This is a genomic window from Kaistella sp. (assembly GCF_049588135.1).
GTDB lineage: Bacteria > Bacteroidota > Bacteroidia > Flavobacteriales > Weeksellaceae > Kaistella.
Genome location: NZ_JBAVFG010000129.1, coordinates 1 through 22,668, shown reverse-complemented (window position 1 = coordinate 22,668; position 22,668 = coordinate 1). Strand labels below are relative to the sequence as shown.

General features: G+C 35.5%; 18 protein-coding genes, 2 tRNA genes and 2 pseudogenes. 10 read left to right on the top strand and 12 right to left on the bottom strand.

The features are described 5' to 3' along the window. From WBY99_RS07545 to WBY99_RS07520, 6 genes and pseudogenes are all read right to left on the bottom strand, one after another. Positions 1-362, bottom strand: a pseudogene (locus WBY99_RS07545) (alpha/beta hydrolase); the annotation flags it as partial. A 717-nt stretch (positions 363-1,079) separates the two neighbouring features. Further along, positions 1,080-1,487, bottom strand: a complete 408-nt coding sequence (aroQ, locus tag WBY99_RS07540) for a type II 3-dehydroquinate dehydratase (protein WP_423975717.1) — start codon at positions 1,485-1,487, stop codon at positions 1,080-1,082. A gap of 119 nt (positions 1,488-1,606) precedes the next feature. After that, positions 1,607-1,681: transfer RNA gene (locus tag WBY99_RS07535), tRNA-Glu, on the bottom strand. Positions 1,682-1,705: 24 nt separating this feature from the next. After that, complete coding sequence (gene rpsT / locus WBY99_RS07530) at positions 1,706-1,960, bottom strand: 30S ribosomal protein S20 (RefSeq protein WP_423975716.1); 255 nt, start codon at positions 1,958-1,960, stop codon at positions 1,706-1,708. A gap of 90 nt (positions 1,961-2,050) precedes the next feature. Then, positions 2,051-2,122: transfer RNA gene (locus WBY99_RS07525), tRNA-Glu, on the bottom strand. Positions 2,123-2,182: 60 nt separating this feature from the next. Beyond that, on the bottom strand, positions 2,183-3,472 hold the full coding sequence (locus tag WBY99_RS07520; protein ID WP_423975715.1) for an N-acetylmuramoyl-L-alanine amidase family protein: 1,290 nt from the start codon (positions 3,470-3,472) through the stop codon (positions 2,183-2,185). Positions 3,473-3,529: 57 nt separating this feature from the next. On the opposite strand from WBY99_RS07520, the gene WBY99_RS07515 reads away from it, so the two are divergent. Genes WBY99_RS07515 through WBY99_RS07505 form a run of 3 tightly spaced genes read left to right on the top strand, consistent with a single transcriptional unit; the run spans position 3,530 to position 6,988 of the window. After that, positions 3,530-6,115 (top strand): putative LPS assembly protein LptD, encoded by a 2,586-nt coding sequence (locus tag WBY99_RS07515; protein ID WP_423975714.1) that lies wholly within the window; start codon positions 3,530-3,532, stop codon positions 6,113-6,115. Positions 6,116-6,163: 48 nt separating this feature from the next. Then, the gene (locus WBY99_RS07510; protein ID WP_423975713.1) at positions 6,164-6,544 is read left to right on the top strand and encodes a Rid family detoxifying hydrolase; all 381 of its coding nucleotides are present in this window, start codon (positions 6,164-6,166) and stop codon (positions 6,542-6,544) included. Further along, the gene (locus WBY99_RS07505) at positions 6,545-6,988 is read left to right on the top strand and encodes a hypothetical protein (RefSeq protein ID WP_423975712.1); all 444 of its coding nucleotides are present in this window, start codon (positions 6,545-6,547) and stop codon (positions 6,986-6,988) included. 48 nt (positions 6,989-7,036) lie between these two features. Here the strand turns inward: WBY99_RS07505 and WBY99_RS07500 are convergent, their stop codons facing one another. Beyond that, positions 7,037-8,551 (bottom strand): trypsin-like peptidase domain-containing protein, encoded by a 1,515-nt coding sequence (locus tag WBY99_RS07500; RefSeq protein ID WP_423975711.1) that lies wholly within the window; start codon positions 8,549-8,551, stop codon positions 7,037-7,039. Between the two features lie 315 nt (positions 8,552-8,866). Here WBY99_RS07500 and WBY99_RS07495 point away from each other — a divergent pair, with 315 nt between their 5' ends. Continuing rightward, positions 8,867-9,781, top strand: coding sequence for a dimethylarginine dimethylaminohydrolase family protein (locus WBY99_RS07495; protein WP_423975710.1), 915 nt, complete (start codon positions 8,867-8,869; stop codon positions 9,779-9,781). Between the two features lie 21 nt (positions 9,782-9,802). On the opposite strand, the gene WBY99_RS07490 is transcribed toward WBY99_RS07495, so the two are convergent. Beyond that, positions 9,803-10,465, bottom strand: coding sequence for a copper homeostasis protein CutC (locus tag WBY99_RS07490; RefSeq protein WP_423975709.1), 663 nt, complete (start codon positions 10,463-10,465; stop codon positions 9,803-9,805). A gap of 73 nt (positions 10,466-10,538) precedes the next feature. On the opposite strand from WBY99_RS07490, the gene ctlX reads away from it, so the two are divergent. Next, a complete protein-coding gene (ctlX, locus tag WBY99_RS07485) occupies positions 10,539-11,462 on the top strand; it encodes a citrulline utilization hydrolase CtlX (RefSeq protein WP_423975708.1) in 924 nt (307 codons plus the stop codon). A 219-nt stretch (positions 11,463-11,681) separates the two neighbouring features. Here ctlX and WBY99_RS07480 read toward each other — a convergent pair whose 3' ends face one another. Beyond that, positions 11,682-12,542, bottom strand: coding sequence for a hypothetical protein (locus WBY99_RS07480; protein WP_423975707.1), 861 nt, complete (start codon positions 12,540-12,542; stop codon positions 11,682-11,684). Positions 12,543-13,108: 566 nt separating this feature from the next. On the opposite strand from WBY99_RS07480, the gene WBY99_RS07475 reads away from it, so the two are divergent. The 4 genes from WBY99_RS07475 (at position 13,109) to WBY99_RS07460 (ending at position 18,364) form a co-directional block, all read left to right on the top strand. Next, positions 13,109-14,602: a DUF885 domain-containing protein gene (locus WBY99_RS07475; RefSeq protein ID WP_423975706.1), complete on the top strand. Its 1,494-nt coding sequence runs from the start codon at positions 13,109-13,111 to the stop codon at positions 14,600-14,602. Then, entirely contained in the window at positions 14,538-14,873 is a 336-nt protein-coding gene (locus WBY99_RS07470; protein ID WP_423975705.1) for a DUF885 family protein, read from the top strand. Before WBY99_RS07475 ends, WBY99_RS07470 begins: the two co-directional genes overlap by 65 nt. Positions 14,874-15,183: 310 nt before the next feature. Continuing rightward, positions 15,184-16,470: an amidohydrolase family protein gene (locus tag WBY99_RS07465; RefSeq protein WP_423975704.1), complete on the top strand. Its 1,287-nt coding sequence runs from the start codon at positions 15,184-15,186 to the stop codon at positions 16,468-16,470. 97 nt (positions 16,471-16,567) lie between these two features. Next, on the top strand, positions 16,568-18,364 hold the full coding sequence (locus tag WBY99_RS07460; protein WP_423975703.1) for a serine hydrolase: 1,797 nt from the start codon (positions 16,568-16,570) through the stop codon (positions 18,362-18,364). A 327-nt stretch (positions 18,365-18,691) separates the two neighbouring features. On the opposite strand, the gene WBY99_RS07455 is transcribed toward WBY99_RS07460, so the two are convergent. The 3 genes from WBY99_RS07455 to nadD all read right to left on the bottom strand — a co-directional run bounded on the left by WBY99_RS07455 (position 18,692) and on the right by nadD (position 22,330). Next, the gene (locus tag WBY99_RS07455; RefSeq protein ID WP_423975702.1) at positions 18,692-20,908 is read right to left on the bottom strand and encodes a TonB-dependent receptor domain-containing protein; all 2,217 of its coding nucleotides are present in this window, start codon (positions 20,906-20,908) and stop codon (positions 18,692-18,694) included. Between the two features lie 337 nt (positions 20,909-21,245). Continuing rightward, positions 21,246-21,587, bottom strand: a complete 342-nt coding sequence (locus WBY99_RS07450; RefSeq protein ID WP_423975701.1) for a DUF3817 domain-containing protein — start codon at positions 21,585-21,587, stop codon at positions 21,246-21,248. Between the two features lie 158 nt (positions 21,588-21,745). Continuing rightward, positions 21,746-22,330 carry a nicotinate (nicotinamide) nucleotide adenylyltransferase gene (gene nadD, locus WBY99_RS07445; RefSeq protein ID WP_423975718.1) on the bottom strand — a complete coding sequence of 195 codons (585 nt, stop codon included), beginning with the start codon at positions 22,328-22,330 and terminating at the stop codon, positions 21,746-21,748. A gap of 131 nt (positions 22,331-22,461) precedes the next feature. On the opposite strand from nadD, the pseudogene WBY99_RS07440 reads away from it, so the two are divergent. After that, positions 22,462-22,668 (top strand): annotated as a pseudogene (locus WBY99_RS07440) (hypothetical protein); the annotation flags it as partial.

Genomic DNA, 22,668 nt, shown 5'->3' with positions numbered 1-22,668 from the left:
GTGATAAGGTTTTGACTTTTTAAAAGTGAATTTGGAATCAAATTATTAAGCTTCAACTTTCCAGCAAGATGATAAGTTTTCGGCAATTCATTTTTCGTTTTTGCAGAGGCAATTAAAATGACTTTTTTTGTTTGGATAATTTTTGAAATTTCCACAGCGATAATTCCACCAAAAGATAATCCGATTAAAGTTGGATTAAAAGAAGTGATTTTTTGAGATATTCGTTGTGCGTAATTTTCTAAAGACTCCTTTTTTAGCGGTTGAATCCAATCCATAAATTCAACATCCAAATCTCCGAAATCAATATTTTCAAAAACTCTTTGATCAACTCCTAAACCACTGAAAATATAAATTTTATTCATGAACTATCTCAAGTTATTTGACAGACAATATTTTTCTATAAATAAAATATTTTTTCAAATTAAAATACAGAAGAAATAAATTTAAAATAGATATTACGGTTATCAGAATAAATTTGATCGAATTCCAATTTTCCATTTTTATTGAAATGTAAATTATTGATAAGAATAAGAATGCTGCAAATATTACATTAAATAGTTGGTTCGATTTATTAGATTTTGCTCTTGCTTTATTTAATTCCTCAACTTTTTTGTTGTGAATATTGCCCTTGCTTATTGACTGAGCTAAACTATCAAGGTTTTCAAATTCTTTATCACAAATTGCAATAGATTTTTTGTTTCCGATTTTAAAAGTAAGTTGTCTATAATAATTAGCTTTCGAATCAATATAACAGCTCCATCTCAAATTACTAATCTTGTTAATCTCACTTTTAATTAACTGCAATTTAAAAGGATAAATAATGAAAATTTGCCGTTTCGTGATAGCAATTAGCCTAAATTTAAAAACAATAAATCCTATTACAAAAATATTTATCACTGTTATTATTACAAGAAAAAATTTGCCAATCAATAGTAAATCACTAAAAAGAACTCCTTTCAAAAGAGTTGTATAGCTTAGTATACTTGTGCATATAAGTATTAGTAAAATAACAAAAAAAGTATTAATATTAATTATGCTAAATTTCATTTTCAATACAAAATACTGAATTTAAAACGATTTTAATCTAAACTCAAGATTGCCAATCGATATCCTTTCATTCCGAAACCGCTCAGAATCCCATCGGAATTGGCTGCAGTCACGGATTTCTGGCGAAACTCTTCTCTCTTGTAAATATTACTGATATGAACTTCGATTTTCGGTTGCGAAATATTTTTCAGACAATCGGCGATTGCATAAGAATAATGGGTAAATGCTCCTGGATTAATAACCAAAGCATCGAAATCGTTTTTTTGCAATCGATTGATAATTTCGCCCTCAATATTCGATTGATAATAGAGAATTTCATGTTGCGAAAATTCCTTTCTTAAGTTTTCAAGATATTGTTCCATTGAAACACTTCCGTAGATTTCTGGTTCACGAGTTCCTAAAAGATTCAGGTTGGGTCCGTTTAAAATTAAAATTTTCATGTAAAAATTTTTACAAAGATATGGCTTTCATTAAAATAAATACTTTTGCGCTAACTAATTATTACAGAAAAACATTATAATCCAAAACAAAAACTTCCGAAAAATTAATTTCGGAAGTTTGGTAGCCCGTAGGGGAGTCGAACCCCTCTTACCAGGATGAAAACCTGAGGTCCTAACCGATAGACGAACGGGCCAGTGCGTCTTTGTTTTTTATATAATTACGCTAATTTATTAACGTGCTTAGTCAACTTACTTTTAAGGTTGGCCGCTTTGTTTTTGTGGATGATGTTTTTCTTCACCAACTTGTCTAACAAAGAGATCACTGATGGCAACTGTAATGCTGCAGCAGCTTTATCCTCCTCATTTCTCAGCACCTTCACAACTGTTCTAGCAGTCTTGTGGTAGTATCTGTTTATTACTCTTCTCTTTTCGTTTTGTCTGATTCTTTTCAGAGCTGATTTATGATTTGCCATATCTTCTTAAAAACTTGGGTGCAAAGATAATAATCTTTTTTGAATTACAAAATATTTTTTAAAAAACTTTTCAAAAACTTTCATCTTTAGTAGCCTATAAGGGAATCGAACCCCTGTTGCAAGACTGAAAATCTTGAGTCCTTACCACTAGACGAATAGGCCTTTGCTTTAAGGACTGCAAAAATAGAAATTAAATTTTAATCCTACAATACTTTTTCAAAATTATTTTGAAATCTTTTGAATCACCGAATTATCAATCCCTTTTGCTTCCAGATCCTTTTGCATTTTCACTGCTTCTTCCAAGCTGGTGAATTTGCCATAGGTATAGTAGAACTTGCCTTTATCCTTGGTTCGATTAACGTCTTTTAAGGTGTTGAGTAAAGGAGCGTTTGCGCTCAATTTCTGATCGCTCACCGCAACTTCTAAAGTATAATAACCGATGCCTAATTTTTGATCTGGCACAAACGATATTGAAGTCGCATTTTTAAATCCTGCATCCTTTGCCGTTTTTAAATTATTATCTCGCACAGAGGCTAAATTAGTCACGCTATAATAGTATTTGTACAAATCATTATCTTTGATTGCAAGTATATAATTAAGACCTTTTAAAGCAGGATCACCACTGTTATATTTCATAGGTGATGACATCAATAAAATCCTGAAATCATTTTTCAATGCAACCTCTGCTGGCTTTTCTGGTTCTTTTGGCAAGGCTACAACTCCTCCGTTTCTTTCAATCGCTTTTCTATAACTTATAATTGCATCATAAATACTTTCTGCAACTTCATTTTGACCTTTTTCGGAAGCCAAATAAGTTGCTTCTTCATAATTGCTCACAAACCCCGTTTCAATTAAAACAGAAGGCATTGCATTTAGCCTTAAAACATGGAGGTTTTGCTGCTTGACTCCCCTCGAAAATCGATTATCTTTTTTTACGAAATTCTCCTCTACAAAACTACCAAAGAGCAAGCTGCTTTCTAGATATTTGCTTTGCTGAATCTTCAGTGCAATTAAAGACTCGGGGGATTTTGGGTCATAACTTGCAAATGTTTCTCGGTCTTTTTCATCTAAAAAAATCACATCATTCTCCGCTTTTGCAACTTCAAGATTTGTTTTATTTTGGTCAGGTCCTTGTACAAAAGTTTCTGTTCCGTATGGCGAAGATTTGGTACTTGCATTAACATGAATTGAAATAAATAAGTCGGCTTTACTCCGATTTGCCAAGGTCGTTCGATCAACCAATGAAGGAAATTCATCAATTTTCCTAGTATAAATAACTTTATAATCTTTATTCTTTTCTAGCATTCGCCCTAATTTTAGAGTAATGGCTAGCGTAACATCCTTCTCTTTCACAATTCCTAAGTCCTCATACTTCCTATTTGCGCCATGATCTGTGCCACCGTGACCAGCATCTAGCACAATAGTGAACTTTTTTTGAGCACTCGGAAGGATGAATATTAAAGAGAAAAAAAGAAAGAAATATTTTTTAAAAGAAAAACTATCGGTAATCATCGGTAAATTTTAAAATTTATATTAATTTTGACGGCAATATATAATAGTTAAAGCGCTTTGGTCAAAACTGGCTTCAAAAATATACTACAAATTTTAATTATCCTAATTTTTAACAATTTTTTAGCACATCTTCATGCTCAAAATTTGACTGGAAATAAGATAGTTAATCCTACTGTTTCTAAAAGTGACACTGTAGTTTTAAAGAAAGAACAACTGGAAGCGGTGGTGAAAACCAAAGCTGACCGGATCCGAAATGACATCCAAAAAAAAATGACTTACCTGAACAAAAACGCACAGGTAAAATATCAGGATATGACCATTGATGCCGATTATATTTCTATCGACTGGGATAAATCTTTGGTTTTTGCAAGAGGTGAACTCGATTCTTTGGGGAAAATCATAAAACCTGCGGTAGCAATTCAAGGAGGGAAAACTTATGAATACGACGAATTCACGTATAACATCAAAACCCGCCAAGCCATTGCTTTCAACGCCCGAACTGAAGAAAGCGAAGGCGTAATCGTCGCTGAAAAAACAAAAAAATACAATGATTCGGTTTTCTTTATGAAAAGAGGAAAATATACCACCGATGAATATTTCATTAAGAAAAAAGATACGATTGCCGATTATTATCTGCTCGCACCAAACATTAAATTAATTAAAGGGAAAAATAAATCGCAGGTAATTACCGGACCGATTCAAATGTATATTGAACAGGTTCCTACTCCCCTGATTATGCCTTTTGCGATTTTGCCTTTTTCGGATAAAAGAAGTGCGGGGATTTTAATTCCGAGTTTTGGGGAAAGAGAAGATGTTGGTTTCTTCCTAAATTCACTTGGTTACTATCAACCAATTGGGGAACATTTTGATTTAAAAATTCTGACCGATATTTACACCAAAGGAAGTTGGAATTTAAAACCTGAAGTCAATTATAAGAAAAACTATAAATACACCGGGAATTTCTCGGCAGATATTGGAACAACTGTTCGGGGGATTAAAGGTCTCGCAGATTATTCTAAAACCGGAACTTACCGAATCGCCTGGCGTCATCAACAGGATTCCAAAGCCAATCCGTTTCTTACTTTCTCGGCGTCGGTAGATGTGGTGAGTAATAAATTCTATAACAACACGGTTAATAACAATTACGCTTTTAATCAGAACAACCTCAATGCGCAACAGAATTCAACAGTAAGTATTGTTAAAAGATTTCTTACTTTACCTGTGACGATTACAGGAACTTCTTCTTATTCTCAGAATTTCTCGACTGGTTTATCAGATTTAAAACTTCCACTGATGAATGTGGCAATTAACCAGTTTTATTTATTCAAACCAAAAACGGGAATCAGACAAGGTTTATTAGAAAACATTACCGTAAATACTGGTTTGAATTTAAACAATTATGTTCAAACAGATGAAGGAGAATTGTTTACCAAAACGATGTGGGACAAAATGCAAACCGGGCTTAAAAACAATATCGCTTTAGGAACCAATACCACGATTGCTAAATATTTTACTTTCTCGGTTTCTGCGAATGTTGATAATGCTTTAACAACAAAAACGCTGACCCGTAATTACAACCCGCTTTCTAATAAAGTCGAAGATATTTTAAATAATAAAATCGCCGGTTATTCTTCTTTCTCTACCAGCACCAGTTTGCAGACCGTTTTATATGGAATGTTGAATTTCAAAAAAGGCTCGTCAATTCAAGCGATTCGTCACATGATGACGCCGCAAATTGGTTTCAGTTATTCTCCGGATTTCTCAGCTGCCAGTTTCGGATATTATAAAAATTATTATAATGACAGAGGCGAAATGACTCCCTACTCTATTTTTGACCGCGGAATTATTGGCTCACCAAATTCAGGTTTGGTTCAGGCCTTAAGTTTTTCCGTTAACAATAATCTAGAAATGAAAGTGAACTCTAAAAAAGATTCTACCGGAACTAAGAAGTTGAAAATTTTTGAAAGTTTAAATTTCAATACCAATTATAATTTCGCAGCACCGAAGTACAAATGGTCAATATTCAGTTTCAGCGGACAAACTACTTTATTTGAAAAATTGAATTTGAACACCAACTTAACTTTAGAACCGTATCAAATTATTTTTGTACCAGGAAGTGAATCCGGAATCAGAACAGAAAACTTCGGACATTTCAGCATACAAGGTTTCAATGCGCAATTTTCTTATCCATTGAGTGATATAATCTTTGGAGAAAAAGAAGAACTTGCGAAGAAATATACTGCCAAAGGTGAAATACGTAATGAAGATTATTATTTTGATGAAGATAATTACGCTAGATTCAAACAGCCTTGGACTTTAAATGTGAATGCACAGTACGGCTACACCAGAAGTTTAACGCGATTTGGAAACAATGTGGCGTCTTTGGGGCTTGATGGAAGCATTAAACTAACTCCTTTTTGGAACATCACCGGAAACTTATATTACGATATTATCAATAAAGAAATAGCAACTACCCAGTTAGGTTTCTCCAGAGACCAAAGAAGTTTTACCATTAACTTTAACTGGATTCCTTATGGGCAGTACAAAGTGTACGATTTCTTTATCGGAATTAAAGCCAATATTTTACGCGATGCTGTGAAATATAAGGACCGAAGTTTCACCCAACCCAATGCACCATTTTAAATTTTAAAGAATTAAACTTAAGTTTTATATTTGCCAAAAATCAATCCTATGAAAAAGATCATCTCTACTTCGAAAGCACCAGCCGCAATTGGACCTTATGCACAAGCGAATTTCGCAAACGGAATCCTTTATATCTCTGGGCAAATCCCGTTCAATTCAGAAACTGGTAAATTGGAAGAAGACATTGAAAAAGCAACTCATCAGGTGATGAAAAATTTAGAAGCGATTCTTACAGAAGCCGGACTAACTTTCAGCAATGTGGTTAAAGCAACTATTTTCCTAAAAAACATGGATGATTTTGCAGTGATGAATGATATCTACGCCTCTTATCTTACTGAAGGAAGTTACCCCGCGAGAGAAACCGTACAAGTATCTTGTTTGCCAAGAAATGTGGACATCGAAATTTCTATGATCGCACATCAATTTTAAATGAATTTTTTAAGAAATACATTTGCAGTTCTCACAGGTTTGGCTGTGGCAGCACTTCTTATTTCAATCGGAATAAGAATTAATTCGTCGTGGATCACCTACGATGAATATGCGCCATTTCAACGATGGGAAACTCTTTTGAAATCAATGGAGCACAAACCTTACTTTTTTGTGGCTTTGCTTATTTCTTCTGGGATTGGTGCAACTGTTGGTGGTGTTGTAACTGCAATACTCGTGAAATATGCCAAAGTTGCTTACGCAATTTTAATCGGTTTCATCTTGCTGTTTATGGCGATGCTGGATATTATTATTTTCCCGTATCATCCTACTTTTTACAAAATATTAATCTTCCTAACTTTCTTTCCTTGCGCCTGGTTTGGCGGAAAGATTACTGAAGTGATTTATGAAAGGAAAAAGAAAAAAGCCCGTAGAATTTCAAAATAAAAAAACGCAACTTTATGAGTTGCGTTTCTATTTTAATAAACTTTTCTGTTATGGCATTTTAAATCCTCTAGTGGTAATTCTCCCCATTTCGTCAACGTATTTTACTTGTACGTTTCCGCTATAACCTTGCAGAATTTTCTCAATATCTTTTTGGGAATTCACGGGCTTACCGTTCACTTCGATGACGATATAATTATCTACGATTCCGATTTTCGCCATTTCGCTTCCATCCTCCACATTTTTTGCGACCACACCACTTGTTAAACCGTAATCAGTTTTGAATCTTTCACTTAATGGCTCGAACTCTGATCCGATTTTTTCGGTTACTGAAAGATCTGCTTTGCTTCGGAGTGAAGTTCCTCCTGTTTGATCTTTCAGAGTCACATTCACCGTATTTTGTTTTCCGTTACGCAAATAAGTAACTGCTACTTTGTCGCCAGGTCTTTTGCTACCAACTGCAAATGAAAGATCATAATAACTTGTAACCAACGTGTTGTCAATTTTCGTAATGATATCGCCAGTTCTTAAGCCAGCATCTTCTGCCCCACTTTTATCTGTAACTTCAATTAAATAAACACCATCACCACTTTTCAGATTGGTTTTTTTCTGCTGATTATAGGCGGTAACAGATCTTTCATCAGAAAGATCCAAAGGCACTACCCCCAAAAACCCTCTTTGAACCAAACCAAATTGCTTGATATCTTCAACTACTTTTCTCGCTAAATTTGATGGAACGGCAAAACCATAACCTTCATAATAGCCAGTTTTTGAAGAGATTGCAGAATTAATCCCAATCAATTCTCCATTTGGATTCACCAAAGCGCCACCAGAATTCCCTGGATTAATCGCCGCATCGGTTTGAATAAAACTTTCAATTGGCGATTTAGATTGCTGACTTAGCAAATCGATACTTCTACCTTTTGCAGAAATAATCCCTGCGGTTACGGTAGAATTTAATCCCATCGGATTTCCAACTGCCAAAACCCACTGACCAACTTCAGTAAGATCTGAATTGGCAAAATTAAGGTAAGGCAATCCTTTTTCTTCAATTTTCAAAAGAGCGATATCTGTCATGGGATCAGTACCAACTAAATTGGCGACATACGATTTCTTATTTGATAAAACCACTTCAAGTTTTGTTGCACCAGCAATTACGTGATTATTCGAAATAATATAACCATCTGGAGAAATGATTACGCCAGAACCCATTCCGCTAGGCATATTTGGCGGTGGAGTTTGTTGCTGCTGTTGTTTCGGATTCCCTCCAAATGGATTAAAGAAAAAATCAAGCATATCTTGATCGTTACTTCTCGCTTTTCTGTTTGAAAAGTTTTTGATACTCACTACCGCGGGAACTGTCATTTTGGCTGCTTTTACAAAGTCATCACCAAACCCTGCCGTATTAAAGGAGGCATATTTTGCATCACCATTTTTTGGGGCAAAATAATTAAAATCTGAATTATGGTTTTTTACATTAAAGTAACTGAATGCGCCAAAGGTTGTGGCACCAGACATTACTCCTACAACTGCATACGGAATCAGTTTTTTTAAGCTATTTCTCATCGTCATCAATTATTTAAAACGTTATATTTAATTATCTACTAAACAAATTTAGTGCTAAATCAGTATTCATAAAAAGTGGTTTGTTTCAACTTTAACTAAACATTAACAAGAATCATCATATTTTAAATGTTTTTAAATAAAATCCAGTATTTCAATTACTTTTTTAACATTTTTTTTGTCATCATTCCAAGCGGTAAAAAAATAGATAAATGATGATAGACCAATAAATCTTTATTATATTTGAAATCTGTTCTTTAAATCAGAGCAACTGGGTAAATTATTTACTTACTTTAAATGCCAAATTAGCAATATTGTATGAAACTCAATATAAAAAATGAAACAGGAAGACTCAAGTCTGTTGTTTTAGGTCAACCAAATTCTTTAGGCTCGATTCCCACTTTAGAGGAAAGTTATGATGCAAAATCTTACGATACCATTCAAAAAGGAATTTATCCCTCCGAAAAAGATATCATTCATGAGATGACCGAGTTTGAAAAAATATTGAAAAAATATGATGTTCAGGTATTTCGTCCGGAAATTATAAAAGATTACAATCAGGTTTTTGCCCGAGACGTGGCTTTTGTGATTGATGACAAAATGATTATTTCTAATGTGATTGCAGACCGTGCAGATGAGCAGGAAGCGTATCGTAAAATTTTCGAAAAAGTAAAATGGCGTGATATTATTAACCTTCCGGAAACCGCTCACATCGAAGGTGGCGACGTAATTGTCTGGAACGATTTTATTTTCATCGGAACATGTTTTTCTGAAGATTATCGAAATTTTAAAACCGCAAGAACCAACGAATACGCCATTAACATTCTTAAAGAATATTTTCCCAAAAAGAGAATTCTGGATTTTGAATTAAAGAAAAACGACCGCGAACCTTATAAAGGAATTTTACATTTAGATTGTACTTTCAATCCTGTCGGAACCGATAAATGTATTATTTATAAAGATGGATTTGTTGATGAGAATGATTATCAATTAATCTTAGATATTTTCGGTGAAGAAAATTGTTTCCAAGTAACCGAAGAAGAAATGTTTGAAATGAATCCAAATATTTTCTCAATTTCACCAGAAATAGTGGTCTCCGACAAAGCATTTACGAGAATGAATAATCACTTGAGAAACGAATGGGGAATGACGGTTGAAGAAATTCCGTATCGTGAGATTTCGAAAATGGGCGGTTTGCTGAGATGTTCTACGATGCCTTTGGTTAGGGAATAAATCACATTTTTTTTCGGAGAATTAAGAACTCAATTGTTTCAGTTTTTTAATTTCATCATCGGTAACAAAAGTATCGTAATCTTTTATTGCAGAAGAATGAAAGCTTTTTCCGCCCGTAAAACTTTTCAATTCTAAAATGTTTTTGGAACGCACGCCGCCGCCAATTAGGATTTCGATTTGATCGGAATATTTTTCAATTAAAATTTTCAACATTTCTTTCCCTTCCATGGCTGTAGATTTTCCGCCGGAAGTTAAAACCGTTTTGAAGCCGAGTTTAATTAAAGTCTGAATCGATTTTTCTAAATCTGAAGTTCGGTCAAAAGCACGGTGAAAAGTACAAGGAGTTTCGCCTGCAAGTTCCAGAAGTTCCCGGTTTTTGGCTTCATCAATTTCGTTTTGGGAATCTAAAATTCCGAACACGAATCCATCTGCGCCTCCTTCTTTAAAATTGATAATATTGTTCTTCATTTCTAAAAATTCGTCATCAGAATAAAAAAACGGGCCACCTTTTGGGCGAATCATCACATAAACGGGAGTTTTATAATTCCGTTTTAAATGTAAAAATTCATAAAAGTCGGGCGTTGTACCACCGAGTTCCAAATTATCGCAAAATTCAATTCGATCTGCCATCGACTGACAGGCAGTTTCTGCGGAAGTGACTTCAAAACAAGCAATTTCTAACATGGGTTTTTTAATATCTATAAATTTAAGTATTTTTGTTGAATAGCAACTCAATGCTAATTAAAATTGATAATTCATGCAAACAGCCAGTACCGTTCTGATGGTAGAACCGATTGCTTTCGGTTATAATTCCCAAACTGCGGAAAACAATTATTTTCAGGTCGAACAAAAAGAAGCCGATATTCAGGAAAAAGCACTTCAGGAATTCAACAATTTTGTGGAGAAACTTCGCAACAAAGGCGTGAATGTGATTACCATAAAAGATACTTTAGAACCGCATTCGCCGGATTCGATTTTCCCGAACAATTGGGTGAGTTTTCATGAAGATGGAAGAGTGGCTCTTTATCCAATGTTTGCGCCAAACAGAAGAGTTGAGCGACGCGAAGACATTTTGAAAACCATTGAAAATAATGGTTTTAACATTAAAGAAATTGACGATTTATCATCTTCTGAAAACGGCGATAAATTTTTGGAAGGAACGGGAAGTATGATTTTCGATCACGATAATAAAATTGCTTACGGTTCGGTTTCTCTTCGTTTGGATGAAGGTTTGTTTCGCAATTTTTGCAAGAAATTTGGTTTTGCTCCAGTGGTTTTTCATTCTTATCAAAATGTAGGAAATCAAAGATTGCCAATTTACCACACCAACGTGATGATGTGCGTTGCAGAACAATTTGTAGTGATCTGCCTCGACTGTATCGATGATGAAATGGAGCGCGAAAAAGTACAGGAAGTCATCAAATCCTCCGGAAAAGAAATCATAGAAATTTCGGAAAATCAATTGCAACAATTCGCGGGAAATATGTTGCAGGTTCAAAATGATGCAGGAACACAGTTTTTGATAATGAGTGAAACGGCGTATAAATCTTTAACAAAAGAGCAAATTGAAAAAATTGAAAGTTATTGCGAAATTATTTATACTGATCTGAACACGATTGAAGTAAACGGCGGCGGAAGTGCGAGATGTATGTTGGCGGAGGTTTTCTTGCCGAAGAATTAAATATCAGTTATTGTGGATGGATATGAAACATATTTTCCACATCATTTATTTATATCAAACCAAATTTCAATTTATTATAAAACAGAAGCCACTTTATTGAGTGGCTTTTGTTTGCAGTGTTGGATAAAAATCCGGTTTGTGAATAGTTTTCGTAATGTTCAATGCCGGAAGAGTTTCTGTGGTTGAAGGCTACAGTACTTTTTGTAACACCAATTACGTTTACTTTATTTTTTCGACCGTTCTTCTTACTGACACTGGATCATAAAAATTATTCCCGCATTTCAGCATATCTTCGGGTAATTTATCTTTAATAAAATCATTATAATCTTCACAGTTTTTGAAAATATTAAATTCATCATTTTTAATATCCCAAACCACTCCTTTACTTTGATTCAGCGAAGAAGCCATTGCCCCACCTGCCGATCCCATATTATAGGCAAGTCCTTTTGCCCAGATATTGGCAAGGACTACTTCTGTATAAAAATAGTTTTCACCTGCGATGGTTACTTTTACAAAACTGTTCGGAAAATCTGACCCCTGTGCACGGTCAGTTTTATTTCTATTATTCAAAATGCTCTGCACATTAAAATAAAGGTAACCGTGATGTACAACCGCGAATACATTCTTTAGTTTTCTGTCATTAATTTCGTCGTAAAAGAAACAGTCTGCGGCATCGTCTCCCACCATTTCTTTTTCAAAACCGATCAGACCCTTTTTTATAAGCTTCTGATTTCTGGACGGTTGCTTTGCATTAAATTCTGCTTTTGTCACATAAATCCCTTCCGGTAAACTGGTTTTTTTCGGGTCGGTCACTTCAACTTTCAGTGAGGCTGTATTTTCAATCTCCCCCGTATTCAACGGTTCTTCCGAAATCTCTTTAATCGATTGTTCATAAAGTTCTTCCTGAAGTTTATTGGAATAATTAATGTAATACGCTTTCCCATTTTTCCAGGTTAAATCTTTAAAAGGAATTTTCTCTTCGGTCACCGTAGTGAGCGTCCCTTCTTTGACAGACTTACGGTCCTGCGCGAAAACCAATATATTCACAAATACTACAATGAACAGGTATTTATTTCTCATCTTAATAAATTTATGTGAAAATAATCAAAATTTCCGGATATTTAAATGTTTTTTGCTGTTGAATTGAAATTGACTACCGAAGGCAAATTCTCCTGATGTTGAGCTTTATTTCAAATCCTCATCTTGCCTGGATTTCAATGCTCCAGGCACGAATCCTTTCGTGTGGTCACCTTAAAAATCAAACATTCTAAATACTTCAATATCATCTAAAAGATCTTTTCCATCTCCACTCAACCTTCGAGAGCTTTTCAACAGCATTTCTACAATCCACAAATATTCCATTTAAAAATATAAATCACCAAAACAGCCTTTCAATAGGACTGCTTTTTTATTATTAAACCTTATACAAACCTCAAAGCAACCTGATTTACAAACCTTACCATTACATCCCACCTAATTAACTATTATTTTTTTTCCTGTTACTTGATTTATTTAGTTAATTTTGATAATAGAAAACGAAGGTATTTTTCACAGACAGACCAACCCAGATAAACAGACAGACAATGCAAAAAAGAGCCCCACCAACTTTTCTGCATATTCTAACAATTTATTAAAAACACAGACCGATGCTTAACAAGCCCCTAACCATTACAGTCGTTTTGCTTGCTTTTTCATTCAACGCGAACGCTCAGCAAAACAACGCCAAACTTCATCAACTTTTGAACCGGTATTACAAAGAATCGAGTATGATCAGTCCGCTTGGCGAAACCTTTAACGGTATTGATGGGTATAATGATCAGCTTCCAGCGGATGATGTAGCACAATTGCGGAAACTTCATGCGTTTTATGCCAATTACCTGTCTCAATTGCAAAAATTTGCAAAAAGCCCTCTTAACAAAAAAGATAAAATCGGTTATGAGATCTTAGAAAATGATCTGAAAACTGGTTTATTACTGGAAAAACACCACACTGAATATATGCCCATCAATCAAACGGGAAGAATTCCAATGTATATGGCGATGGTGGGTTCCGGAACTTCGACACAGCCTTTTAAGACGGTAAAAGATTACGACAACTGGTTGAAACGCCGCCGTGCTTACGCTGATTGGTTAGATATTGCCATTGAAAATATGCGGAAAGGAATAAAAGAAGAGCATGTTTTACCAAAAATTTTGGCAGTGAAGGTGATTCCACAATTGCAGGATCTGGTAAAAAACGATGAAAACTCTGCATTCTACGCCCCTATCAAAAACTTCCCGGTCTCTTTTTCTGAAAGCGATAAAAGCCATTTAACAAAAGCATTTAAAGAAATTATTCCAAAAGAGGTGATCGCCTCCAATCAAAAACTGCTCACTTATTTCCAGAAGGAATATCTGCCTAAAGCCAGATTAACTTCTAGAATCAATGCCTTACCAAACGGAGCAGCAATGTATAGAGATTACATTTTTGCAAGTACAACCACCCATAAAGAACCGGAAGAAGTATACCAATTGGGATGGGATGAAGTGGCAAGAATTACTACAGAAATGGAGAAAATTAAAAATCAAATTGGTTTTAAAGGAACACTTCCCGAACTGTTCGAGTATATGAAAACCGATAAACAATTTACCCCTTTCAAAACAGGCAAAGAAGTTTTGGATGCCTACCAAACAATCTATGCGACTATAAAACCCAATCTTCCAAAATATTTTGGAATGATGCCAAAAACACCTTTTAAAATCCGCAAAACAGAAGGTTTTCGGGCAGCCTCGGCGACGGCGGAGTATTTCGCAGGTGATTTGCCTTCCAAAAGACCCGGTATCTTTTATATTCCTATTCTCGATCCTACAAAAATGAATACTACAAGTCGTGATATGGAAGATTTGTTTTTGCACGAAACCATTCCGGGACATCATTTCCAAATGAGTATTCAGAATAAAAATACATCCATTCCTGAATTCCGTCAAAAACCTGGGAACAATGCTTTTGTAGAAGACTGGGGTTTATATACGGAATCTTTGGGGGAAAGATCTGGGACTTTATACCAGTCCGTATCATCAGTTGGGAGCATTAGCAATGGAAATGCACAGAGCCATTTGTTTGGTGGTAGATTCCGGATTGCACACGGGAAAAGTGAATAGAGAAGAAGCGATAAAATACGATATGCAACACGAGCCTATTTCCGAAGAAGCAGCAACCTCAGAAATTGAAAGGTATATGGCATGCCCCGCTCAAGCACTGTCCTACAAAATCGGGCAGTTGAAAATCACTGAAATTAGGGATAAAATAAAAAAACAGTTAGGCAATAAATTCAGCATCCGAGATTTTCACGACACCATTCTAAAAGGTGGCGCAATGCCTTTGACGGTTTTTGAAAATTATATGGATGACTGGTCAGCCAATGTGAAATAAAAACCATTGATGATTTAATAATAAAAACTACAACGGTGAAAAATAACCGTTCTATTTTTTATACTTTTGGATTTTGCGACAGCGGTTGCCAATAACGACTACAAAAATCTAAAAGGAGACAAGAAAGATATTATTCGGTGTTGTACCCCTGCAAGCTGAATATGAATTGGTTAAAATTTGCCTTAAAAATTTATCCGGATATTTCCGGCAATTTAATACGAGAGAAAACAGTATAACATTTATGCAGCTCAAAGAAAATTTTAAAGCAAAGAAAAAATAAAAATAGCAGCAAACGATAAAATAAAAATTAATGAAAAAAATCAGTATCGCTTTGATATTAGTTTTAATATCATTCAGCACAGCATTGAATGCGCAGTCTAAAATAAAAGCCATCAAAACAGGAAGGTTGATAGATGTGGTAACCGGCAAAATACTGGAAAACCAGATCATATTGATCGACAGTAACAGGATTACCAATATCGGCAGTAATATTACGATTCCCTCCGGTGCAGAAATCATAGATTTAAGCAAAGCCACCGTACTTCCGGGCTTGATCGACTGCCACACGCATTTAACCCTTTCACTTGGCGAAAATTATTACGATGACCTGTTCCGGAAAACAGCAACAGACTATGCAATCGAAGCCACCGTAAATGCGAAAAAAACGTTGGAAGCCGGTTTTACAATGGTGCGCGATGCCGGAGCCGACCAACTGATAGATGTTTCGTTACGCAATGCAATCAACAATGGAACTGTTCCCGGACCACGTATGCTCGTCACGACATTTCCATTAGGTTCTACTGGTGGGCACACTGATTTGACAGGCTTTAATCCCAATCTGGATTTTAAAGGAAACAAAGATTTCACAGGCGTTGCAGACGGTATAGATGAAATCAGGAAGCGGGTGCGCAATAATGTAAAATGGGGTGCAGACTGGATTAAATTCATGGCATCTGGCGGCGTGTTGAGCGAAGAAGAAACGCCTGGTTTGCCTCAGTATTCCTTTGAAGAAATGAAAGCTATCTGCGATGAAGCGCATCTTTGGGGCAAGAAAGCTTTTGCCCATGCACACGGAACCGAAGCAATAAAAATGGCAATAAAAGCAGGTGTATCTTCCATAGATCACGGTAGTTTAATTGACACTGAAGGCATTGCACTAATGAAGCAATATGGTGTTTACCTTGTTGCAGACATTTATAACGACGATTATATTTTATCGGAATATGCAAAAAAAGGTTATCCCGAAAAAATACTGAACAAAGAGCGAATGGTCGGGAAACTGCAACGCGAGAATTTCCAGAAAGCTGTAAATGCCGGTGTTAAAATTGCCTTTGGAACAGATGCCGGAGTTTATCCACACGGTTGGAATGGTAAACAGTTTTTCTATATGGTCAAATACGGACTTACACCAATGCAAGCCATTCAGGCAGCAACTATCAACGCTGCGACTTTACTGAGTTGGGACACGCAAACCGGCTCAATAAGCACAGGGAAACTAGCGGACATGATTGCGGTTCAGGACAATCCGCTTGATAATATTCGGGCATTGGAAAATGTCAGTTTTGTAATGAAGGAAGGGAAAATTTATAAGAAATAGGAGTAATAATACTCTTCGGTATTTGAAAACTATACGGAGGGCAGCTAATGTGAAATAAAACCAATGAAGATTTAATAATAAAACAAAAACTACAACGATGAAAAAAATGACTGTTCTATTTTTTATGCTGTTGCATTTGACAGTATTTTCCCAAAACCAGAAAACCGTTACGGATAAACGACTGAATGGCCTAGATGCCACCTTTAATAAAATGCTTAAAGATTGGCACATTGCAGGATTTGCTGTAGCTGTTGTTGAAAAAAACAAGATCATTTATTCCAAAGGTTTTGGGTATCGAGATCTGGAGAAAAAATTACCGGTAGATGGCAACACCCTTTTTGCCATTGGCTCCTGCAGCAAGGCATTTACGGCCGCCCTGACCGGTCAGTTGGTGAACGAAGGAAAACTGGATCTGGACAAACCCATTACTTCTTATTTCCCCAATCTCAGATTTTACAACGACAATATGAACAATATGATCACCGCCCGTGATATGTTGTCTCACCGAACAGGACTGCCGCGCCACGATGTATCCTGGTATCTTTTCCCGACCGAATCGCGGGACAATCTGGTCAAACGCATCCAGTTGATGGAGCCTTCAGCACCGGTAAGAGAAAAATGGCAGTACAACAATTTTATGTATATGGCTTTGGGAGCAGTTGACGAGCAAATGACCGGCAACACTTGGGATACCAATATCAAGCAAAAAATATTTGCACCACTTCATATGACCCGTTCAACGACGAATTTGAAAGACTGGAAAGCCGATTCGAATTCTTCTTTTGGATATGGGATAAAAAAAGACAGCACCATTAAAAAACTGGATTATTACAATATTGCCGCAATGAGTCCAGCCGGAGCAATCAACAGCAGCGTAAACGAAATGACAAACTGGGTGACAGCTTGGTTGAATGACGGAAAATTTAACGGAAAGGAAGTCATTCCTGCTTCTTTCAGATCCGAAGCGATCTCTTCTCAGGCTGTTATAGTAAGTGGTTTTCCTACTAAGGAAAAACCCGATTTACATTTCTCCAATTATGGTTTTGGATGGACGCTTTCTTCATACAAAGGACACTACCGTGTAGAACATGGTGGCAATATCGATGGTTTTAGTGCAAGCACTGCCTTTTTTCCGACAGACAGTCTTGGGATTATTGTGTTGACCAATCAGGATGCCTCAAGTGTTCCTACCATCGTAAGAAATCTGATTGCAGACCAATTGCTCGGTCTGAAATATTTTGATTGGAATGCCGATATCAAAAAGTCGATAGCCAAAACCAAAGCAGCCATGGAAACCAAAGAAAAGGATAGCGCTACAAAAATAGAAAAACCCGCCACCCACGATTTGAAAGATTATGTGGGTGACTACGAAAGTCCCGGTTACGGAACAATGAAAATTTATTTAGAAAAAGATTCACTCTATTTTATGGGTGGCAGCAAAAAGATCTGGTTGCGCCATAACAATTTTGACACTTTTGATCTGATGCTTCAGGATCCAGATGTAGGGGTAAAATCAACCGACGAACCAATGGTTACCGGTCAATTCAGTTTAGAAACCAGCGGAAATATCTCGGGCTTTTCGGCACTGTTTGAAGATGGCATAAAACCAATTGAATTTAAAAAGAAACTGAATGAAAAAAGCCTTTCAAAAGAAGAACTTCAACAATTCACCGGCGATTATGCATTGGAAGGAATGACTGTAAAGATCTATATAAAAAATGAAAAAACCTTATATGCCTTGGTTCCTGGCCAACCGGAATACGAATTGATTGCGGTGGACAAAGACAAATTCGCCCTGAAAAACCTGTCGGGTTACTTCCTCCAGTTTAATACAGCCGAAAAAAGCGCAACTTTTATACAGCCGAACGGAAATTTTAAGGCGAAGAAAAAATAAAAAAGCCCCGAAAAGCAAACCATTACTGGTTTAAAAACCATGCTGGCAAAGTCTCCGACTTTAAACAATAATAACAAAACCTGCAGGAGTAACTCAAGCTACCAAATCCCATTTGCCACGAATCCTTTCATCTGGCCGCCTTTGATCATAACGCCGCTATTAAATTTAGAATTTTTTTCTGCGTTCAGTCAGCCTTAATACTCTCCGTTTAAAATCAGGAAACTTCCCGTACCGGATTAAAATCTCAACCCTTTTAATCATCAAAAATCCACAACATAACGTCGTGGATTTTTTTTACAATTTAATATGAAGTATGAAAAATTTAAATTATCTCGTTCTGTTTTTAATATCTTTATCCGCACTGTCAATGGTCCGTACTTTTTTCACCTTTTGGTTTCCGAAGTTATAGACGATTGTTAGCTCCACTCCCTTTCTGTATTGATTCTGATTGACATAATTGTAATTCCCGTTTTGCTGGTAATCTTCAATAACTATTTTGTGCGTATTTAAAACATCATCAAAGCCAAGTGAGAAAGTCCATTGATCCCAGATTTTTTTAATATTCAAATCTAAACTCATCAGACTGTGAAGTTGGCCCAATTCAATCTGCTGGCGGTCAACATAGAAATAATTCACGCCTAAAAACCAGGTCTTGTTTTTATCGAGTCGGATGTTATTATTGGTTTGAATCAATAAACTGTTCGACACAACATGATTTTCATAAGTTGGAAAAATATCGCCTGTTAATGGATCCTGATTCAAACTTCCATTATTCATATTCCTCTGCAGACCGATATTAAAATTCGAAGTTAAGTATCCTTTAAAGAACGTTTTCTGCATTCCGAGCATTGCACTTAATTGCTGTTTATCACCGAAATTGGTTCGGATATATCTCAACTGATTTTTCCCGTCAATCACTCCTTGCAAAGGAACTTGGGTAATTTGATCTTTGGTTAAATTATGACTTAGTATCAAAAAATAAGAACTTTTATACATATAAGTCAACTCTTGATTATACACCGAGGATGCTTTTACAAAAGGATTATTTTGGGTATAATTAAATTCGGTTAAAACATTTCGCACCGGATTAAGTTCCCAAAAACTTGGTCTTCTCATTCTGCTGGAAAAAGCGTAGGAGATAGTATTCTTGTCATTAATGGTATAATTCATACTCAGATACGGCAAGAGTTTGCTATAATCTCTTTTAATATTTCTAAGGTTTTCATCCTGCGCATTATCAGAGTGGCCTTCGCTGTTGGTCAGTTCATACCGGGCGCCCAGTTTACCGGAAAATTTTGGGGAAAATACTTTTTCAACCGTAAGATAACCGCCAAAAATATTCTCATCATAGAGAAAATGGTTGGGTTGTGGATCTACAAGATTCGTAATATAGTTGTAAGTATCGTATTTCGTGTCATTATCGGTTTTTGTCTTGTTGAAGTTTCCACCGAAAGAAACAGTTAAATCTTTTTTAAACTTCTGAACATAATCTGCGGTTGCCGAAAAATTATGGATGACTTGCGGCTGTTCCTGATAAATTTTCATAATCGTGCCGTCATCATTTCCATTTTGATCAGAAGCGATGGTGAAGTTATTTGAACTTTGAAACCTTTTGTACAATAAACCTGCAACATTCAAATTCAGTTTACTTCCCAGAGAATCGGTCTTCAACTCATAATTTAAGTTGGCAGAATTGTTATAAGTACGGGCATCTTCTTTACTTTTTGTCCAGGTATAATCGGTTTCATTTTTAACGGAATCGGTCGTGGTATTAAAAAGATTGACGGTGGAGTTATAACTTCTGTTCGCCCGTGAATTATACGTTAATGCCAAACTGTTCTTATCATTAAACTGATAATCGATATTCAGATAACCTCCTAAATTTTTATTCGGATCTGTAATTCTTCCTTCAGACTGGTTGGTCGCGCTGCTGTTTCCGTTTTTTAAAATATAATATTGTTCCTCTATATTTTCACTGGTATTAATGTTCGTGCTGATTCCTAACTTGTCTTTTCGGTAATTCAGGCTTATACCGGCTCCCGTAGAATTATAATAATTTTGTTGATTATTCATTCTCATACTTCCGTTCAGTCCGTTGCTGGTCTTCTTTTTCAAAACAATATTGATGATTCCGTCAGAAGATTCCACTTTATATTCACTTCCTGGCATGGTGATGACTTCGATTTTCTGAATATTTTCTGCCGGTGTGTTTTTCAGAAACTGAACCAAAGATTCTGCATCCATCTGCGTAACTCTTCCGTTGATATAAATGACAGCATTGGATTTTCCTGCAATTTTTAAAGTTTTATCATCGGTAGAAGAAACCAAAGGAGTTTCTTTTAATAATCCAAAAGCAGTATTTCCTTTAGCTACCGGAGAAGCAGCTACATCGTATACGAATCGGTCGCTTTCTTTCTTGAATACTTTTTTGGTCATTACGACTTCTTTAATTTCCTGAACTTTTACAGAATCATTTTTTTGAGTTCCTTGCGCAAAAGCAATAAATCCAGAAAGTAGCGAAAGGGAAATAATGAGTTTTTTCATGGCATTTAATTTTAAAAAAAGAAAAAAAGGAAGCGGGGTTATTAGTTTTAAAAAAGGTATTAGTTTGGGTTATTGGTTTTTTTGCTTCCTTCTTTTTTTAGTTATAGTTTTTTAGTAGTATTACAATGCAAAGATATGTCATTTATTTAGTATTATGCAATGCAAAGTAGTAAATAAATTAAATCACGACAACTAAATAGCTGATAATCAACAATAAAAATTTTAAATATTTTAGATACTACAAATAGAAGACAACCAAACAGGCCAAAACGTTACCATAAAAAACAAAAAAAGAGCAGAAATTTCTGCTCTTTTTAATAATCTACTGATAATCAGCTTATTCTCTGTCAAGCCGGGCCAGTTTTTTATCAACCCAAATCGTAGCGAAAGGGAAAAACGCCGACAGTAAGGCAAATACGGTATCTTCGTCGTCCCAGGTATAGATTTTTCTGGCAGGAATTAAAAGCAATAAATACAACGTAAAAAATAATCCATGGATATTCCCGATGATGATAATAAAAACGGTCGGCCACAAACCTTCCTGATCATACCGTTTCCAAACCATGGCGATACAATATAACAGAAAACACGAAATCGCCTCGGCTACACAAATTTGTTTAAACCATTTGATGATTTGTTCCTGGCTATATTTTGCGAAAAAACTCTCGATAAAATTCATAGAAATCCTTATTAAAACCTTTAGTTAAAGTGAAGCAGCAAATTTAAGAATTATAATATTGATAAGATGAAACTCATGTTTTTCAATATTGCTTTTTGTGAACTTTAAGAAATATTTTCACAGACTTTAATAATCATACAACTGTTGTGGTTTAAATCCTATTTATAAAAATTACTTCCGTCCAGATACTCAAAAACTTCAGGCGGCAACATCGGTCTTACGTTCTTTCCCTCTTTAATCATATTGCGGATTTCAGTGGCAGAAAGTTCGATAATAGGTGCTTTAATCAAAGAAACATTTTCGTGTTGCAAATATTCGTGCGCTTTTTTCGCTTCCTCAAAAACTCTTGGATATACGATGATCTGATGATTTTTAATTAAAGTTTCCGCGTTTTTCCATTTTGAAAGTCCGTTTAAATTATCTTCGCCCATAATTAAAGAGAAAGAATAATCTGGATATTTTTCATGTAAATAAGTCAAAGTATCGATCGTATAACTCGGAATGGGCAAAGAAAACTCAACATTGGAAGCCCGCATTTTCGGATAATTCTTTACAGCGAGTTGAACCATATCCAAACGGTTATGATCTTTCAGTAAAGATTTTTTATCTTTAAACGGATTTTGTGGACTTACGACAAACCATAGCTCATCCATATCCGTATTTTCGATAATATAATTTGCCAAAATCAAATGACCAATATGAATGGGATTGAAACTCCCGAAAAATAAACCAATTTTTTTCATAAATAAAAGTACGAAATGCGCAAAGTTAAGCGCCATTTCATTGAAAACAGTTAATTTGATAAAGATAAAAAAATATTGCTGAACATATAATAAACGACGACAAATTGAGTTCAAACAGAGAAACAATTTCATTGAAAATCCTATTTTACTTTTTCCTACTTTTTTCCTGTGTTTTTTTTAAAGCGCAGGTTAAAGAATATTGGCTAATCGACGCTCAAACGAACAAAAAGACAATAGCAAAAGATTCTGTTTCTGCAGCGAAATTTCTGGATTCTTTAACCCAAAACAATTACTATTTCACTGAAGTTAGAAAAGTAATTAAAGAAGGAAATTCTACT

Coding starts and splice junctions, on each gene's coding strand:
- aroQ (WP_423975717.1), bottom strand. CDS start 1,487: ATGAAAATTTTAATTTTAAACGGACCCAACCTGAATCTTTTAGGAACT.
- rpsT (WP_423975716.1), bottom strand. CDS start 1,960: ATGGCAAATCATAAATCAGCTCTGAAAAGAATCAGACAAAACGAAAAG.
- WBY99_RS07520 (WP_423975715.1), bottom strand. CDS start 3,472: ATGATTACCGATAGTTTTTCTTTTAAAAAATATTTCTTTCTTTTTTTC.
- WBY99_RS07510 (WP_423975713.1), top strand. CDS start 6,164: ATGAAAAAGATCATCTCTACTTCGAAAGCACCAGCCGCAATTGGACCT.
- WBY99_RS07505 (WP_423975712.1), top strand. CDS start 6,545: ATGAATTTTTTAAGAAATACATTTGCAGTTCTCACAGGTTTGGCTGTG.
- WBY99_RS07500 (WP_423975711.1), bottom strand. CDS start 8,551: ATGAGAAATAGCTTAAAAAAACTGATTCCGTATGCAGTTGTAGGAGTA.
- WBY99_RS07495 (WP_423975710.1), top strand. CDS start 8,867: ATGAAACTCAATATAAAAAATGAAACAGGAAGACTCAAGTCTGTTGTT.
- WBY99_RS07490 (WP_423975709.1), bottom strand. CDS start 10,465: ATGTTAGAAATTGCTTGTTTTGAAGTCACTTCCGCAGAAACTGCCTGT.
- ctlX (WP_423975708.1), top strand. CDS start 10,539: ATGCAAACAGCCAGTACCGTTCTGATGGTAGAACCGATTGCTTTCGGT.
- WBY99_RS07480 (WP_423975707.1), bottom strand. CDS start 12,542: ATGAGAAATAAATACCTGTTCATTGTAGTATTTGTGAATATATTGGTT.
- WBY99_RS07475 (WP_423975706.1), top strand. CDS start 13,109: ATGCTTAACAAGCCCCTAACCATTACAGTCGTTTTGCTTGCTTTTTCA.
- WBY99_RS07470 (WP_423975705.1), top strand. CDS start 14,538: ATGGAAATGCACAGAGCCATTTGTTTGGTGGTAGATTCCGGATTGCAC.
- WBY99_RS07465 (WP_423975704.1), top strand. CDS start 15,184: ATGAAAAAAATCAGTATCGCTTTGATATTAGTTTTAATATCATTCAGC.
- WBY99_RS07460 (WP_423975703.1), top strand. CDS start 16,568: ATGAAAAAAATGACTGTTCTATTTTTTATGCTGTTGCATTTGACAGTA.
- WBY99_RS07455 (WP_423975702.1), bottom strand. CDS start 20,908: ATGAAAAAACTCATTATTTCCCTTTCGCTACTTTCTGGATTTATTGCT.
- WBY99_RS07450 (WP_423975701.1), bottom strand. CDS start 21,587: ATGAATTTTATCGAGAGTTTTTTCGCAAAATATAGCCAGGAACAAATC.
- nadD (WP_423975718.1), bottom strand. CDS start 22,330: ATGAAAAAAATTGGTTTATTTTTCGGGAGTTTCAATCCCATTCATATT.